Consider the following 15,802-nt stretch of genomic DNA (forward strand, 5'->3'; position numbering starts at 1 on the left):
TTCAGGCCATCATGGAATGGCGCGACCACCATGGCTGATCCGTTCGGCCAAATCGCTCCACAGTCGCGCCATCAGCAGATTGATCTCGGACGTGACCGAAAACGGGGACTGCGAACGCGCCAGGGGCGAAAGGGACATGCGTTCCCCGATGACAAAATGCCCCTGCGAGAACAGCCGGGCCGAAATCGCCCCCTGCTGCCCCTGCCCCATGGGCCTCGTAACGGAAATACGCAGGTGTGGCGGCGGGTCGGCAATGAGACCGAAGACATGCCGTTCAGCTTCATCAGAGGGGCACGCCACGCCCTGCAGCACGGCGTCACGCAGTACGGAATGGGGATAACCCCCATACATGCCATCTACATGCAAACGTATACCATGCCGGACCGTCATACATATGCCCTCTGTCCCATCATCCGCCCAAGCGGCCGACACCCCTAGGAAGAAAATACAGGCTGCATACAGACTATCCCGCACTATCCTTTGCATAATAAGCGTCTGTTCCCCGGCGTACATAAAGTTCCTGCCATCACGACGATGACTTTCTGACGGTAACAGAGAAACCTGACGTGAACCTGAACATCCGGTCTACAAAAGAGAATTTATATTATGAAAATGATTATCATTTCTATATTTAGAGTAAGCGATAATTTCATATGTGAATTTAAGGCTCTGTTAGAGCCTGAATTAGAAAGCGGTTTGATTGATTTGTCTCAGCACCCTGCAGATATGGACAATCATCACCTGTGCACAGGATAACGAGATTGGTGCCTCGACATGTTTCGTGAAACGGCGGCAGCGTCCGAGCCATACGAAGCGATGCTCCACGATCCAGCGTTTCGGCATGATGATGAAGCCTTCAGCCCGATCGCTGCGCTTGACGATCTCGATCGTCCGTCGGCCACGTTCGACCAGCACACCACGCAACTTCTCGCCAGCATATCCACCCTCACCAATCAGATGGCGCAGCCAAGCGAACAATGAGCGTATTTTGGTTGCTGCCAGCGGCGCACCGTTATGATCCTGAATGTCGGCGGGATGCACGACAGCTGCCACGACATGACACAGCGTGTCGGTCGAGATATGCCGCTCGCGACCCTTGATTTTTTTTTGCTCGCGTCATAACCACAGCGGCCGCTGTTGTAGCGGTTTTAACCGGCTGGCTGTCAATAACACCCACCGAAGGCGTGGCGTCTTGCCCACTTGTGCTGCTCTGCCACAGCTGGCTAGGCTCGTATCTCGGATTTGAGCATCTGTTAAAGTTCCTTGCTACGGACGGACATGATGCTGTCGTGCCCTCGGTACCCAGCTCTGCCTTTTTCAACCCGATCACCGGTATCATACATAGGCCCGCGTTGTGCAGCCGCACTCATATGCGGGCTGATGGCTCGTCTAGCCGGTACCCGGCGTTTTGAACGCTCATCGGCGTCAGGATAAGGCTCCAGACTCACCCCGCACCCAGACTGAAACAGGTGATTTCACACCCCTGCCCAATTAGAGTACAAAACCCGACCACAGCCCGGTGCCATTGCTAACGTATAGCAACCTACCGCCAGGAATGTGCTGGCAGCCGCAACCGAACGTGACCCTGTTCGGCTGTGCTGCACATCTCATGTTTCCGTTTTCTGGCGCAGAGGCCAACGTTGCCCTGTATGTCGGCGTAGAACGTGGTTGATCGCTCATCAGACAAGCGCATGCAGCGTCGAACCTACAACACATATTAAGAAGTCCGGCAGGACATGTTTGAATACATTGAAATGTTCGGGCTTCCCTGTTTCCCTCGGCCAGCCAGTAATCTGGCATGCTGACGAACTGCCTCAATTTCCTTTGCCGAGACCTTTCCTTTGAGCTTCGCGTTCCGCATCCGCCAGTCCAGACTTCTCACCTGATCAGAGAGGACCACACTGGCGGGTTTTACTACCACGGCTACTTCAAACGGATAGCCTTTGATTTTAGTGGTCATGGGGCAGCAAAGCGTCATCCCCGCTTTGGCATTATAACTTGCAGGGCTGAGAAGCACCGCAGGCCGATGCACAGCCCGTTTCCGCCCCGGCTGAGGGATCAAATTCCAACCAGACAATGTCGCCGCAGTCAGGAACCCACGTGACCTGGGATTTGATGCTCACCAGCTTTCGTCACCTACAGACTGTCCAAAGTCAATTTCATCATGCCCGTTCAGATCGGTAATCCCGGCGACGAGATCTTCCAGTTTGAGCAGTGTGGCGCGAACCGGCTCAATGATAACTCGATCACCTTCCTCATGGACATTCATCATCTGATCATCCTGACGTTCGGGTGATGCATGGATGCCTAGTTGCCTTATAACCAAGCCCGATAGGCCGGGCTGATCAGTCAGACCTTGGCCCCTTTTGCTTTCGTGCCGGTCTTCCGTATCGCACGCGGTCTCGCTGAAGTCTTGGAACCCGGCGTTTTCCTTGGCGATGCTGCGGAAGATCCGGTTTCAGTTGCCGACGACCTGGATCGCTTCGAAATCGTTTTTTTGGCGGGCACTACGGCCTCAGAAGTATCGACCGATATTTCTTTCGTCGCACTATCAACAGAAGGGACTACAGTTGCCTCGCCCACGGGACCGGTCGGGGGAACCAAAATCTTGCGTCCAAGACCCGCGTCTCGCGCCAGAGCCGCCCGCATTTTGGCATACTCCGGAGCAACCATGGGATAATCCATAGGAAGCTGCCACTTCTCTCGGTATTGCGTTGGCGTCATTCCGTACCTTGTCTGCAGGTGACGCTTGAGCATTTTGAGTTTTTTGCCATCTTCCAGACAGACGATGTGGTCAGGAAACACCGACTGCCCGACTGGAACTGCAGGCTGCTGGGCAGGAATGCTGCTGTTTTTCTCTGTGGCCGGTGTTGTTTCGCGGATAGCAGCGTAGACATCGCGGATAAACGCCGGGACATGTTCTGTCGGCAGAGAGGTATTGGTATTGCCGAGATGCGCTGCCACGATGTCGCTCATGGCAATTACAATTGCCGGGGATAGGTCGTCTGATTGGTCCATGATAAAGCCTCTCCGCTATATTTTTACCGAATAACATTGCCGGAGTGTAAGTCTATATGCAATCGGCAAAATATGGCGTATCGAAAGCTGAATTATATATTGCGGTACGTTGCATACATCGATCACATCGCACCATGAACATCAAGTTTTACGCAAATTGTATGCGGCGGAGCCTGCCCCTGATTACGCTATCAGACGGCGTAAACTGGCTTATGCAACGGGCCTTTCACGAAAACTACGGCTCACCCCAATGTCGATGATAAGTTTTTTAGTCCGAATATATCCACACACGAATTTTCCATGACGTGGTGAGCGGATACAGTATTTATCTCTATCACCTGTCCGATGATCACACCGGGTTACCCCTGCAGGTAATGCAGCCAGTCATGGCTGTGTAACGATATAGCCGCGTTTCAGGCGATAACGGATCATCGCGGTCAGGGCATTCACCGCGGCGCCTTCATCCGGATAGAGATCCACGCGCTGGGTGCCAGCTGTCCCGATCCTGCCCCAGTTACGAACAAGCGCGGCACCACCGAACAGGTCGGGCTGAACTGACAGTCCGTAATACCGCCACTCATTGAAACTGGGTTGAATACGGCGCAACTGGACCGATAGTGGGAACAGTCCAAGCTGTATTGTTTTCTCTGGGGGAACGGCGCTCGTTGATCTTCTGGATGTCATATTGGTCCTGCGCATCGCATGATGCTAACATGATCTATTATCCAAGTACAGATATTCTGAACTTCTTTCAGCCTTTTGCAACTTCGCTTGGAGCATGCATGGATCATTTCCTGCGATCTATGGGTCGGATGGTACGATGCGGATGTCTTCCGATACGTCAGTCATCCAGCATGTTGGTGGTTGCTTCAAGCCACGACCGATCGCAAGATGACGTAGAAGACGCTTTTTCTTGCCATCCAGGCATGACTGCCCTTCGATCACCCAGCAATAGCTCCGCATGTTTCGAACATACGTTGCCCGCAGAATATCGACGAAACACTCGGTAACAATAATGAGATATACGTTACAACGATACGGAATCGTGTAGATTGGGTAGCCTGATCATGATTCCGTGGAGCTAGGTGACCAGATTAAATCACGACGAAAATCGTGAATAATAGCAAAGTATATCGGGTTATGCCGCTCCAGCGCTCCGTAAGAAACATGGCAACCGTGCACTGCGTTGCTTCAGTGTGTTCGTCTTGATCCGTGTGAGGATGACATGAAGTTTGATGAACTTCACTCGCGTTTCGAGCTTATCGATGACGAACCATCTGGACAGCTATGTCTAACGCTGGTTCAAGCAATTTTAGCGCTTAGGTGCAATATTGAATATATCGCTTCTCCGGCGAAAACTTCAATCGCGAGGCGTGAGCAGGCGCAGGCGCTTTATCCTATCCTGATGCTTTGCTACGAAAAAGGCTGTCAATTGAAAAAGGACTATCCGGATTGCCATTATTTGCAACTCCGCGTTGATATCCTTGTAAAAATGATAAGCGAGATGTCAGTCGACGAGTTAGGAAGCGAGGCAGAAGAGACGTTTATTCTCCCCCCGATTAACCCTGCTTTTGAAAATCCCCTGTCTCGAGAAAGGGGGAACAACAAGGAATGATTTTTTAATCGTAGTCGCGTGATCAGGGCGTACGGGACATAGGTATTGTCCGGAGTCCGCCATGCGCAGTTTCTACGTGTTGCCATTTCTCCTGTTCATGCACGTGCCAGCGCGAGGACAGCAATGCTCTGTGTCTATTCCGATTGAGTCCAGGAGCGACACCATAGGGCCGCCCCTGGAACACAATGATAAAGGTAGGACCGATGCAGTTGCCCACCTTGGGATCGCCGGGGCCAACATCGAAAAACTACCCGATCTCCACGGCTTCGAAGCTGGCATTGCCCATACCCGGAACGAACTCCTGGTCTTTTTCGCCCCGGAAAGCCACGCGATCGTGCTTAGCGGCACGCTGATCCCGGTACCCTACGACACCCTACGTTCCCTGGCCGGGTCGCGCGCCCACGATCTCGCACCGGTCGATGGCATCAGGGGAATGTTTGTTCGGGCAGATAACCGTTTTCAGGTCATCTATGCGACCCCGGATGGCAAGGCAGCAGTCGCTGCCCGCATGTGGGGCGCCACCGGACAGGATATCACGAAAGACCAGATCAGGGGCATTCCGGGAGCCGTCCCAGAAATCAGTATCTCTGGCGCTTCATCCGACGCTAACGAACAGTCCGGGCTCCAGGGTCTCTCGGGAGGCCTTATAGGGACACCTTCAGCGCCAGAAGTCATTATGTTCATAGACCCGCAATGTGTCTACTCGATGAAGGCGATGCATATCCTTCAGCCCGCAGTCGATGCCGGGAAAGTTCGCCTGAAAATAGTCCCGCTGTCATTGCTTGATTACGAGGATAATGGCGCTAGTACCGTCAATGCGAGAGCCATGCTGTCGCTTCCGGCAAACGAAATGGCACAAGCGTGGGTCAACGGTCGTCTAAACCCGGAATTGACTGCACCTGAACCGGATAGTGGGGAGAAGCTTGTCCGCAATACGGAGATTGCACGGCAGCTAGGGCTCACAGGGACCCCAACCTTCGTCTGGATGCACCGCAATGGCCGGATCGGCCGGATCGACGGCGTTCCCACCGATGTCGCCACGTTTCTCACCTCGGTCTCGCAATGAAGACACGACAGGACCAGACCGGCCCGCGACGTTTTTTTGCAAGAACGCGCAAGCTTGCCCGCCTGGTGATTGGCGATCCACGTACATTGGTCGCCTGGTCCGATGTGACGAGAAATGCCGCGCTGATTGAAGCCCTCGGGAAGGCATTACTAAAGCCTAAAGCCGGCATGCAGAACCCGCGGGCGCCAGACGGTACCCCTATTGATATCGCCGCGATTGCTGCCGAATATGGCGTCGAACCCCGCGTTGTCGCGATCTTACTCGATCAGAGACAACATGAGACATACAGGCGGGCGCTCGCTGCCAGTATGCTCGCCGTTGTTCTGGTTCTTGGCTGGACCGGAGAAATGCTCCTTTCCCACTGGAAGGGCAGCCAAATCCTTGCTGCGCTGGAGTTCGCGCCCTTCTGGACATTTCTGACACTCGTGGCGTTTCAGAACGCGTGGCTCAACTGGCAGATCCGCGAACGCCGCCTAGGTTCCGCTCGCCAATTTGTCGCCACCGCCGACAGCCTCATTCCCCGCAGGCCGTAAGCGCAAGTCCGTCTGCATTGCGCTGGTGAATAGACAGGATCGGCGGAGCACTCAGAACGTGCCGGGAGGCGCGTTCTTGTCGCCGCCCTGAGCGCCTGTTGCCCAAGAGGCGTGTTCATAATCCTCGCGCCCCGACATCGCCCGTGGATCATCAGGCCGGACGATCGTACCGGCGCGATCGTACGTGGGGGGTGTCCAGATTACGTGTGTCGATCCGTATGCAGCGTGCGGATCATAACGCGCATGCCTGGTTGGGGGAGCCTTTGGGCCATGCACATGGGCAGCGGATGACACGTTGCCAGCGCTGCATGCCGCAAGCCATGGGGAGAGGACAAGAGGCAGAATGAAATGTTTCACGAATGGTCTCCCGCGTAGAGGCGACCATCCTGACCAAAGATCTTGCGACTAGGGCTGCCGCTTTCTCCATTCATTTTCCATGGAAAGGTAGCCCCAAATCCGTCGTTCCATGTTCTCGGCTTTAGTCTTCAGCACTGTATGCTCATCGCTAAGTCGATGGTATTTGTCGTGGGCTGCCTCAAGATCGCACGCTAGGCGTTCCTCTCGGTCCCCAGCAGCCTTGAGTTGAGCTGCCTGCCGCGCAGTTGCTGCATCTGCAAGAGCGAGGGTGTCTTTCAGGTCTTTGATCTGAGCCTCCAGACCAGAAGCATATTCCCTGGATCTGAGCAGATGCTCCTCAAGTCTGTCAGATTCCGCGTTCTTCTGTCGCAGTAAACTTGTCATCTGCGAAAGCAGGTCAGCGAGTTCATCGGCTTCTGTCGGTCGCGCAGACCGTCGGCCGTAAAGCGCACGTTGTATGGAGTTTCCCAGCGTCTGTTCGTACTGGTGCGATGCACGTCCCAACATGAACGCTGCAGCCCCGCTCAGGCCACCATAGTTCGACATCTCAGTTCCTCCTGACCCTAAAGTCAGACGCTCTTTTTCATTGTTGTATCACTTATTAGAGCCCGAGCACCAGAAGATATGCCACCGTTGCCTTGTCCCGGCCCATTCTGATTATCTGCTTTATTTCCTGCCAGAGACTGCTGAATCGAGAGCAACGTGCCCGCCATACCGACAACGGCGGCGTCCCTGCTGAACTGGTCGATATCAACGCGATCCACGTCACCGAATCCGATCATGGCGGGAACCCGTTGGGGCAGGATCGAGATCATCCTGAATGAAATGAACGCCAAAGTGACATGAATCATGACAAAGAGGCTAACCAGAACAATCATGCCGAGGAAGTTGCTGACAATCCAACCGTTTGACAGCACCAGTCCGGCCGCAATGCCGAAACACATGTGGATCAGCCACGACACTGAATCAAATATAAAATATCCAAGGAAAAGCCCGAACAGCATCAGCACCGGCCGGAAGATGACATTGAACAGAAGGGCATAACCCTGTTTTGCATGACCGTGCAGCCCCTCCCCGTTCATGGTCATATGCGCGAGCATCCACAGAGGCGCTGCAATCACGGACTCACAGACCATGATGAACCATCCAGCCACGGCAAACATCCACATGACAAACGGGATCATCGGGATGACATAGGCGATAGTGAGGCCTGGCATAAGCATGGCGAAACAGCCGCCGATAATCGGCGCGCCAAAAAAGTGCATCAGCGCGTGCCCGGCCCCTGCCGCAACGGCACCTTCTGGATTCCCGCTCAGAAGCGACAGCACGCCGATACCAACGGTCCCGGCCGTAGAAGAAAGAACCGACGCAGTGCCCATCGTGAGAAGGGCAGTCGTGATCATCCAGTTTCCAAGTGACATGAGATTGCCAAACGGATCCGTCCAGTAGCCGTTCGTCCCGGACGGCTCGATAAATCCGGTTACGATCTGCAGGGCATAATCGTTCAGGTGCAGAGCGCGGAACAGCTGGTCGAGCACACCTGCACCGTCTCCACCCGGTATCGCGCCCGTGTACAGGTCCGCATTCCCGCCTGGCGCGGTCACGCCATCCTGCGTCGCAACCATGCTGTCGATGTTCTCCATAAAGGTGTCCGCAGACTGCACCAGGGGCGCAATGTCCGAGGCAAGATAGTTTCCGAGACCGGAATAGGATGGCGTAGTGATGGTTGGCGTTGCGGTCATGAGAGACAGGGTCTGGCCATTGAGGCGCGCGAATTCGAGATAGTAGGCTCCTGCGCCAGTCCACCCGAGATTATCCATCTGGTTGCTGGTGTTGACCGCATCTCCGTTCGTCGAAATCCCCCATTGGTGGAGCGCTAGCGTCTGATTGTTGACCGTGTCCTGAAGCTTCGAGCGCAGTTGTGCCGCCTGCGTCGTGAGACGCGACGCATAATCGTTGGTGGCATTGACGATGATGGTCATGAGTGGGGCCAGGGACGCTGTCGTTTTCGTCTGCCAGTAATTCTGCGCGACCTGCGCAACCTGGCTGCGAATGTCGCCAAGGATCACGGAATCAAGAACCTGTTTTTGCATACCCGCCTGGTCGACCTGGAAACCAGCCAGATTCACTGCGTCAGTATTGGGCGCCTGCAGACTTACGGCCCCGCAAACTGGTGTCCCGTCTCCTGCGCCGGCTGCCATATTGTAAGAATAGTTGATGATTCCCATCTTCCCGCCGGTCACGGACAGGACGGTCTGCCCGGTCGGGGCCGCAATCAGGTTCGTGTTATTCGCAGCAATGTTAATAATGGCCCGGCAGAACTCATTTTTCACAAGACCGGTCACAATCCCTTTTGTGCCGGGGATAAGGGGCTGTGCGATGACCTTGCCGTCTGGTCCGATTGCTTGCTTCGCCTTGTCATAGACGACCTTCGCCATACCGATGCCCCAAAGCGAGCCCTGCACGACAACGGCCTGCGCCGCATTGAAGCCGGTTGTCGGAAGCGGCCACATCAGGATGGCCGCAATCCCGATCCGCACGATCGACATGCTGGTCTGGTTGTTACCAAGGAGTTGCGCTGTTTCTGCACCCCGGTGGATGTTCATGAAGTAGATATAGCTTACGACCGCCATCGCAAATGCCATGACGAACCCGGAGAACCACCCGATCATGGTTCCTATGACGGTCGCCTCATTGCCGATGCTGGGCGCGCCCGTATCCTGGCCGAAAACCGGGAATACGGACCGGATGACCTGCGCCGCCCAGTCACTGCCCGGATCAAGCAGGTCCCATGTCACGTTATAGCCCGTGCTGCTGGCTGCATCTCCCGAACCGGTCGCAACAACCGTCTGCGCTGCCGCGGACACGGTAAGAGCCGACAGAAACAGAAGCGGCAGGATGGCAAATACAGGGCGACGAAAGGGCGTCATGGTTTGTCCTCCAGCAGCACAGTCACGGCGCAGGACTGGCGGTGGGACCGGGATTCATCCGCGTCATGAAATCCGTGACTGCAGTCACAGCCTTGTGCATCATCTCGCGGACCTTCTCGCTCATGTCTTCCAGCGCACTGGCCCCCTCTTTTTTTCCGGGCACTTCGGCAGCAGTCCTGCCGATCTCGGCATCGATCTGGGTGAAGCGCTGCGTCACACTGCCGGGCATTCCCATGCGCTGGCCTGTTGCCTCGGCGGCTTCCCTTCCCTTTCCGTAGGCTTCGAGCTTGCTGGTGACATTCTCCAGTTGCGCCGCAAATGCCTGGTTATTCTGTTTCTCCGTCACAAACTGGCTATGCAGATCCGCATACCGGCCACCGGCCTTCATCTCCGACAACACACCGGCAACACCGTCAGGGTCGCCCTTTCCTGCATCTGAAATCGCCGCCATGATGGAGGAAGCTGGCCGCTCCCTGAGGTCACGCAGGGCCTCCACCGCCTGCTTTCCCAGACGTTCGGTCGCCTCCAGGCTCTTTTCGTCACGCGCGTTGTGCAGCCGGGTGCTGAAATCGGCGGCCTTTTCCATCCACGATGATGCCGGGCTCGCAGGCTGGCTATCAATGCGCGAGGCAATCGCTTCTGCTAGGCGGGCAAAGCCGCCACCGCGAATAACCTTGACGTCCTCCTGATCCCTGGCCGCCCCGTTCGTTTCCCGTGTGTTCGCTGCCGCCTTTTCCTTTGTGCCGTTGCCATCCATCGTCGATCGGCTTTCCGGCGCGTCTTTTGCCGGACCTGTCTGTTTCTCTCGAAAGTCCTTCTGAGGATCCGTCGTATGGGTCTGTCCGGGTTGACTGCTGGCCGACTGCTCCGGTCCAGGCGGAGCGCCCTCCCCCGGCGACGCCATTCCACGGGTTTTGTCCGGCTGACCTTTCTCATCGTGCGCAGACCCGGCAGCATGGTCATGCCCTGGCGCTGGCTGATGCCCTGGTTCGGGAAAGACGGTCGCCCTCAGGTTCTCGATGGTGTGCGCGATGTCCGGGTGGTCCGGATCCTGACGTCCTTCAACCAGTTCGCTGGCAAGTGTCCGGATCGCGTTTACTTCTGGCTGCTGAAGGCGATGCGTTTCACGCATCATCGCAGCGACCACAGGTTCGTTCAGACCTGGGTAATGCGCCGCGCGCTCTGTCATCTCGGTGCGGAGAGGATGCTCCTTTTCAAGCGTCGGTCCCAAAAGGCGCTCTACATCCTGCACGGCGTATGCGACGCGCGTACGGAAGCCGGGATCATTATGGACGTCAGGCTCACGGGATTCCTGCCGCAGCCGATCATATGCAGCGGCCTGCCCGGGTGCCTGCTTCCTGTATTCGGACTGCACGCGATCAAGGGTTTTCAGCACATCCTCGATATCGCCGGTTTTCTGCTGGGCCTCAGACATGGCAAACCTCTAGGGATTGATCGTGGGGGAAGGCATCGGTGTCAGGCCGTCCTTGAAGGCGACCTCTTCTTCCTGCGCAACCCGGGCAGCTCCCATGGTCACGAGGTAGAGCCCGAGACGGTAGTTCTGCAGCGCAAGGTAATTGGACTGCGCCATCTCGGTGGCAACTTCGCGCATGACGGACGCGGGAGGCATTGCCTGGAGCGAGGCGTTCCAGCTTACGCTGGAGACCCTGCGATTGACTTCCAGCGCCATGGCCTGCAGCCATGACGCCTTGTCGAGCGGTGCGAGCCCCTCGGCCGTCATTTCGGCCTTCTGGTCCTGCGTCAGCGTGACGGACGGAACGCCAAGAGATGTGACGTAGCCCGTGACCCAGCGGGCAAGAGACATACGACTGTTGTACGACCGGCGCCGGGTTGCGGCTTCACGTCCCCGAAGGCTGGACAGCTGCTCGCCACGCAGGGCCGCCGGCGCTACCGGCTGGATGAGCGTGGTCGCATAATCATTGGCTGCATCCACTGCGCCATCCGCGGACAGGGTATCGGCGCCGAACAGGCTGGCGGCACGCTGGTCGGCGTTCGGCAGCCGGGACACGGAAGAGCAGAGCCCCTGCGCCACGTCGTCGGATGAACAGTAGCGCTTGAGGTGCAGGGACATGTTCGCATCCGTGCCCTGTGACTTGCCGTAATAGGAGGGAGTCCCCTGACCTGCCTCACCACGGGGATCGCTCACGGTCGCAATGGCATACACCGCGGATCGAGCCGCCTTGGACGCGGCCACGGTGGACTGCTGGGCATCAAGGCCCGCGCAGAATTCCGGATTCATCATATGCTCGTCCCGGATTCCGGTTTCCTGCTGACGCCGTAGAAATCCGGCCATCGCCGCGTCCTGGGCATCCATGAGTTGCGACTGGGCACCGACCTGGGCTTTCGCGTAATTGGCAACTTGCGTGAAACCCTTCGTCAGGAGAGACGCAACGGAATTCGGGTTTGCAAGGCTACTGAGATTTGAATCGATGCTGTCCGTCAGGTTTTTCGTCATCGTATTGAGGGCGTTGCCCGTGAACGCCTGGAGAAGCTTGATCGCTGCAACGACCGCAGCATCACTGAAAAGCGCGTATGCCGGACGCGGCGTGACTGCCAGCACGCAGACGCACGAAGCGGCACCAATGGCAACCATCTGCAGCCTGCGCATCAGAACACTCCGTCCACGAGATTGCTCAGGCTGTATCCGGTCGGAAGCTGGGGAGAGCCGTTGATATACAGGTCAGTCGTACCGCTCGACGTCCCCGCAATGGCGGTCGCAATTGGCGGACCACCACCACCGAAGCTCAGGCTCGGGCACATGAGTCCGCTACTCGAGCCAAAACCGAGCCCCAGGTTAACGCCTGACAGACTGAGTCCACATTGGGTCGACCCCATGGCGTTACCCCATGCCGCCTGTGCGGCCTGACAGACCTGGCCGCCTATCTGGCCCTCGACGGCCTGCAGGAGGGCTGCGGGGTCAAGGCCGTTCGTGATGAGATTCAGTCCGGTGCCGTTGAAAAAATTGCTCAGGCAGGACAGGCCGTTGACGCTATCCGGCTGCTTTTCATAGGCGTCGTTGGCCTGGACGCGTTCGTTTACGGCTGTTGCCGCCGCCTGGGTCAGGGCGGCGCAGCCGACGCTTCCCGTAGATGTCGTGGCACCAGAGGCGCCTGATGACGTGGTCTGCGCATGCCCCTGTATCGATACAAGAGCGGCAGCCACTGACAACAGGACACGGAAGCGCAGACGGATCATGCGGCCTCCTGACGTGTAGCCGGACGCGTCACAGCCTCCAGCAGGGCAATCCTTTGCGGAGCAAGAAGGCGATGAAGCGCCTGGCGCCTGCTTTCCGAGATCACGCCACGTCCAAAAGGGCTGTCCGGCGACAACAGGTCCCTGCGGCCGCGCAGATAGGGGATCAGCGCGTCAAGGGAGCTGACCAGATCAGGCCATTCATGCGGCGCAACACCAGCGAGGATGGCGTACCAGGCCGTCCTCGCTGTCATATCATTGTCCAACATCGCAATGACGTCCTTTCCGCCCCTGATGCGCCAGATCTCGCCGAGCGCATCCAGCGCAAGGGCGACATTGGGCATCGGGGAAGGAGGTCCGGATTTCCGGACGGATGAGGGCTTGTTCATGGAACCTTCCTCGGGTGGTTACGACGAAGGTGTCGGGCCATCATGCGACCGGTCAGCGAATTCGATGTCGGACCGCGACTTTATTATGGCCGACATCAATGACGTCGCCCGCCTGGGCTACCGTGGTCGCCAGAACCTTGTTCCATTCCCGGCCGCCCTGCCAGTCAACAGGAACGCTGGTGTCCACGTCCGCCGCGAACACGACGCGCACCCCATGCGGAACGATCTGGCGTACGGCGAAGCCAAGTGGAACCTGCTTTCCGTATCCACTGGCGATATGGAAATATCGACGGGCTGGAACATTGCCGGATGTTCGAGGATCCGTACCAGTACCCGGCAATACGCCCGGCCCTTCCTGACCAGCATCTCCCGGTGAGGGTAAGGTCTCCCCGCCGGTCGTCCCCGTTGAGGGCAACGTCAATGCCGGCCGGGGCGGAGTGTCCGGAGAGGTTGTCTGGACCAGATGAAACGCGGCAGGTGTGGCAGATATGGGGCCAGAGGCCAGCGCCATAACCACGGCAGGCATAACAGGCATATGAGTGTCTCCATCAAGCTCTCCTGACCAGAGCAGCGGCCTTTGCGACCTCAGACACCTTTTTTACGGGCTCCAACTCGACTATCATGACGTTCCGTCACGGCTGATCCGCTGTCAGGACGCGGCCAGTCGATATCTTCTGGATGTTGGAAGTTTCTTTTGCTGAGGAAAATGCCTGCCGTGAGAGTAAACGAAAATGTCCCATGACAATGGCAAGATGCAAGCCGAGGCTTTATTTGCATCCGGCCAATTATATAAAGACATCGGGGAAATCATTTATGACAGGCGGACGGCGCTTGACTGGACGCAGGTGCACCTCGCCAAACTGGCACGGTTGAATGTATCGGTCATACGGAGCATCGAAGCAGGTCGTCCGGTTTCCCTGGAAACATTATCGGCGCTGCTACGGGTATTTGAAATAGATCCGCGCGATATTCTTCCGCAAGGTGCACCAGAAGGTACATGGTTTGCCCATCTGGATCTGGCGGCATCCGCCACGCAGCTGAAAAAAACCATGAAGCAGTGTTCGGACTACAATCTGGCAATCCAGAAATTACGCGACATTATTGGCAATATTTCAAAGACGTTTAACCTGCCGGAAATACCGGCCAGATTGCCGATCGATCATTATTCACACAGTGTCGCCTTCACCTCGGGGGAACGGCAGGACCTCCTCGAGATATTTGGGCGCAGGATTCAGATCTTCAGGACGCTTCAGGGGGCAACAGCGAGCCAGATCGCCCATAAATCACACGTTTCCCTGACCAGCCTGAGCCTGATCGAAGCAGGACTCAGAAATCCAAGCCTTGAAACGGTTTATCGCATTGCCGAAGGACTGTCTGTCTCCGTTTATTACCTGATCCCGGGAATACATGACGACGCAGACCTTTTGCGTTCCCTGGACATGACCGCGTGGGCAATGTCCGCGCAATCACAACTCGAAGCCCTCGCTGATCTCGAGTCCATTATTGGTCACCTCGACGATATCGCAAACCACTGACCGGGTGCATGAAGGTATGGAGGCTGCCAGGAAAGGGGTCTCCTTTCTTATGGCAGGCACTATGCCTTGGACTGTCCATTCCAGGTGATGTGCCCCGGCTGATCACCAACGCGGACCGGAAACCGCGTCCGGAGTCATATTAGCGCGTTCTGCGCTATTTATTTCTTGACGGTTATATAACGCTTAAGAGATATTATTGCCAAAACACGCAGCCTATCCCGAAAACGCGATGACGAGGGCATACCGCCATGAAGTCAGCATCGTTCGGCCAGGTTATAAAACACGGTCTGTTTACATGGCTTCAGACCTATCCCACGCCAGAAATGACGCGCGCCCTCTATGCCAGGCTGTGCGACGAGGTCCTTGTAGCGACAATGCTTACCCTGACAGTGCAGGAGGTAAAGGAGTCAGTCGCGCAATGGGCCGACCGACCCCAGAATGTTTTTTATGAAGCGCCTGCACGCAGGGGAGCATGGACAAGGACCCAGTTGCTCATCCTTGGCCAACGCTGGCTCTGTGGTGATAAAACCGCCGACATAGCCGAGATGCTTGGCCGCTCGGCCGGGAGCGTGCGTGCAAAAAGAAAGCAGCTTGGCCTGCCACCGCGCATCAGGCTCTCAAAAATACAGGCGGAGACCATACTTGCCGAAAAGCGGAGCGCCATTCCCGCAGATCCCGAAGCTGTCCTGACATGGGAACAGGCCTCCCTGCTTCCTCATGAAGCCCGGCGGGGACGGACATGGCTTGTCAGGAACAGCCTCAACAAGCTGACCCTCACAGGACATAAGGGAGGAGACAAGGTACGGTGGCACGAGGCCGCCAACATTGAAATCGCATACCGCCATTTTGCATTTCAGAACCCGCGTGAAATTGCGCGGGACTTCCTTATTTCGGAAAGCGCGCTGAAATCCCAAAGCTGCTGGGAACAGCTTCCGCCACGACGCGGCGCCAAAGTGCCCTGGTTCATTCACGCGAGGGCCGAATATTATATCGGCGAACACCACTACATCCGGCGGGAATGCCTCTGCAAGAGCGGATGCTTTTTCTGGACCACCCGCAAGGGTGGTGACCGGGTCAGCAGACGATACCGCCGCAGCATTGCCGCCACGCATGGCATTGCCGCCTGAGTAGTAGCGGGAACCGTCA

At 56.7% G+C, this 15,802-nt stretch carries 17 protein-coding genes and 1 pseudogene; 6 read left to right on the forward strand and 12 right to left on the reverse strand.

What is annotated here, in order from left to right; translation table 11 throughout:
- Positions 1 to 9: 9 nt before the first annotated feature.
- The 6 genes and pseudogenes from FMA36_RS17580 to FMA36_RS17600 all read right to left on the reverse strand — a co-directional run bounded on the left by FMA36_RS17580 (position 10) and on the right by FMA36_RS17600 (position 3,702).
- A complete protein-coding gene (locus tag FMA36_RS17580) occupies positions 10 to 486 on the reverse strand; it encodes a hypothetical protein (RefSeq protein WP_370664434.1) in 477 nt (158 codons plus the stop codon).
- Positions 487 to 684: 198 nt separating this feature from the next.
- A pseudogene (locus tag FMA36_RS17585) lies at positions 685 to 1,198 on the reverse strand (transposase); the annotation flags it as partial.
- A gap of 519 nt (positions 1,199 to 1,717) precedes the next feature.
- Complete coding sequence (locus FMA36_RS17590) at positions 1,718 to 2,032, reverse strand: type II toxin-antitoxin system PemK/MazF family toxin (protein WP_306308847.1); 315 nt, start codon at positions 2,030 to 2,032, stop codon at positions 1,718 to 1,720.
- Positions 2,033 to 2,119: 87 nt separating this feature from the next.
- Positions 2,120 to 2,272: an AbrB/MazE/SpoVT family DNA-binding domain-containing protein gene (locus FMA36_RS19250; protein WP_029335895.1), complete on the reverse strand. Its 153-nt coding sequence runs from the start codon at positions 2,270 to 2,272 to the stop codon at positions 2,120 to 2,122.
- A 77-nt stretch (positions 2,273 to 2,349) separates the two neighbouring features.
- Complete coding sequence (locus FMA36_RS17595; RefSeq protein ID WP_019092075.1) at positions 2,350 to 3,018, reverse strand: Ros/MucR family transcriptional regulator; 669 nt, start codon at positions 3,016 to 3,018, stop codon at positions 2,350 to 2,352.
- 384 nt (positions 3,019 to 3,402) lie between these two features.
- On the reverse strand, positions 3,403 to 3,702 hold the full coding sequence (locus tag FMA36_RS17600) for a WGR domain-containing protein (RefSeq protein WP_039736669.1): 300 nt from the start codon (positions 3,700 to 3,702) through the stop codon (positions 3,403 to 3,405).
- A gap of 541 nt (positions 3,703 to 4,243) precedes the next feature.
- Between FMA36_RS17600 and FMA36_RS17605 the strand changes: the two genes are divergently transcribed.
- The 3 genes from FMA36_RS17605 (at position 4,244) to FMA36_RS17615 (ending at position 6,232) form a co-directional block, all read left to right on the forward strand.
- Positions 4,244 to 4,633: a hypothetical protein gene (locus tag FMA36_RS17605; protein ID WP_087608997.1), complete on the forward strand. Its 390-nt coding sequence runs from the start codon at positions 4,244 to 4,246 to the stop codon at positions 4,631 to 4,633.
- 61 nt (positions 4,634 to 4,694) lie between these two features.
- Entirely contained in the window at positions 4,695 to 5,699 is a 1,005-nt protein-coding gene (locus FMA36_RS17610; RefSeq protein WP_167376464.1) for a thiol:disulfide interchange protein, read from the forward strand.
- Positions 5,696 to 6,232 carry a hypothetical protein gene (locus FMA36_RS17615; RefSeq protein ID WP_061275198.1) on the forward strand — a complete coding sequence of 179 codons (537 nt, stop codon included), beginning with the start codon at positions 5,696 to 5,698 and terminating at the stop codon, positions 6,230 to 6,232. Before FMA36_RS17610 ends, FMA36_RS17615 begins: the two co-directional genes overlap by 4 nt.
- A 405-nt stretch (positions 6,233 to 6,637) precedes the next feature.
- On the opposite strand, the gene FMA36_RS17625 is transcribed toward FMA36_RS17615, so the two are convergent.
- The 6 genes from FMA36_RS17625 to FMA36_RS17650 are packed head-to-tail and all read right to left on the reverse strand — an operon-like array spanning position 6,638 to position 13,121.
- Positions 6,638 to 7,135, reverse strand: coding sequence for a hypothetical protein (locus FMA36_RS17625; RefSeq protein ID WP_061275192.1), 498 nt, complete (start codon positions 7,133 to 7,135; stop codon positions 6,638 to 6,640).
- 23 nt (positions 7,136 to 7,158) lie between these two features.
- Positions 7,159 to 9,519 (reverse strand): DotA/TraY family protein, encoded by a 2,361-nt coding sequence (locus FMA36_RS17630; RefSeq protein WP_110095200.1) that lies wholly within the window; start codon positions 9,517 to 9,519, stop codon positions 7,159 to 7,161.
- Positions 9,520 to 9,541: 22 nt separating this feature from the next.
- A complete protein-coding gene (locus tag FMA36_RS17635; protein WP_110095201.1) occupies positions 9,542 to 10,954 on the reverse strand; it encodes a hypothetical protein in 1,413 nt (470 codons plus the stop codon).
- 9 nt (positions 10,955 to 10,963) lie between these two features.
- The gene (locus FMA36_RS17640) at positions 10,964 to 12,148 is read right to left on the reverse strand and encodes a hypothetical protein (protein WP_159264255.1); all 1,185 of its coding nucleotides are present in this window, start codon (positions 12,146 to 12,148) and stop codon (positions 10,964 to 10,966) included.
- Entirely contained in the window at positions 12,148 to 12,735 is a 588-nt protein-coding gene (locus FMA36_RS17645; protein WP_010511933.1) for a hypothetical protein, read from the reverse strand. Before FMA36_RS17645 ends, FMA36_RS17640 begins: the two co-directional genes overlap by 1 nt.
- Positions 12,732 to 13,121, reverse strand: coding sequence for a hypothetical protein (locus FMA36_RS17650; RefSeq protein ID WP_239020025.1), 390 nt, complete (start codon positions 13,119 to 13,121; stop codon positions 12,732 to 12,734). Before FMA36_RS17650 ends, FMA36_RS17645 begins: the two co-directional genes overlap by 4 nt.
- On the opposite strand from FMA36_RS17650, the gene FMA36_RS17655 reads away from it, so the two are divergent.
- The 3 genes from FMA36_RS17655 to FMA36_RS17665 all read left to right on the forward strand — a co-directional run bounded on the left by FMA36_RS17655 (position 13,120) and on the right by FMA36_RS17665 (position 15,783).
- On the forward strand, positions 13,120 to 13,497 hold the full coding sequence (locus FMA36_RS17655; protein ID WP_102325804.1) for a hypothetical protein: 378 nt from the start codon (positions 13,120 to 13,122) through the stop codon (positions 13,495 to 13,497). The two genes, FMA36_RS17650 and FMA36_RS17655, sit on opposite strands and share 2 nt — an antisense overlap.
- Before the next feature lie 355 nt (positions 13,498 to 13,852).
- Positions 13,853 to 14,656: a helix-turn-helix domain-containing protein gene (locus FMA36_RS17660; protein WP_025440161.1), complete on the forward strand. Its 804-nt coding sequence runs from the start codon at positions 13,853 to 13,855 to the stop codon at positions 14,654 to 14,656.
- 248 nt (positions 14,657 to 14,904) lie between these two features.
- Positions 14,905 to 15,783: a hypothetical protein gene (locus tag FMA36_RS17665; RefSeq protein WP_180999767.1), complete on the forward strand. Its 879-nt coding sequence runs from the start codon at positions 14,905 to 14,907 to the stop codon at positions 15,781 to 15,783.
- The last annotated feature ends 19 nt before the right edge of the window (positions 15,784 to 15,802 follow it).

The sequence above is a fragment of the Komagataeibacter xylinus genome, from assembly GCF_009834365.1.
In the GTDB taxonomy this organism is placed as follows: Bacteria; Pseudomonadota; Alphaproteobacteria; order Acetobacterales; family Acetobacteraceae; genus Komagataeibacter; species Komagataeibacter xylinus_D.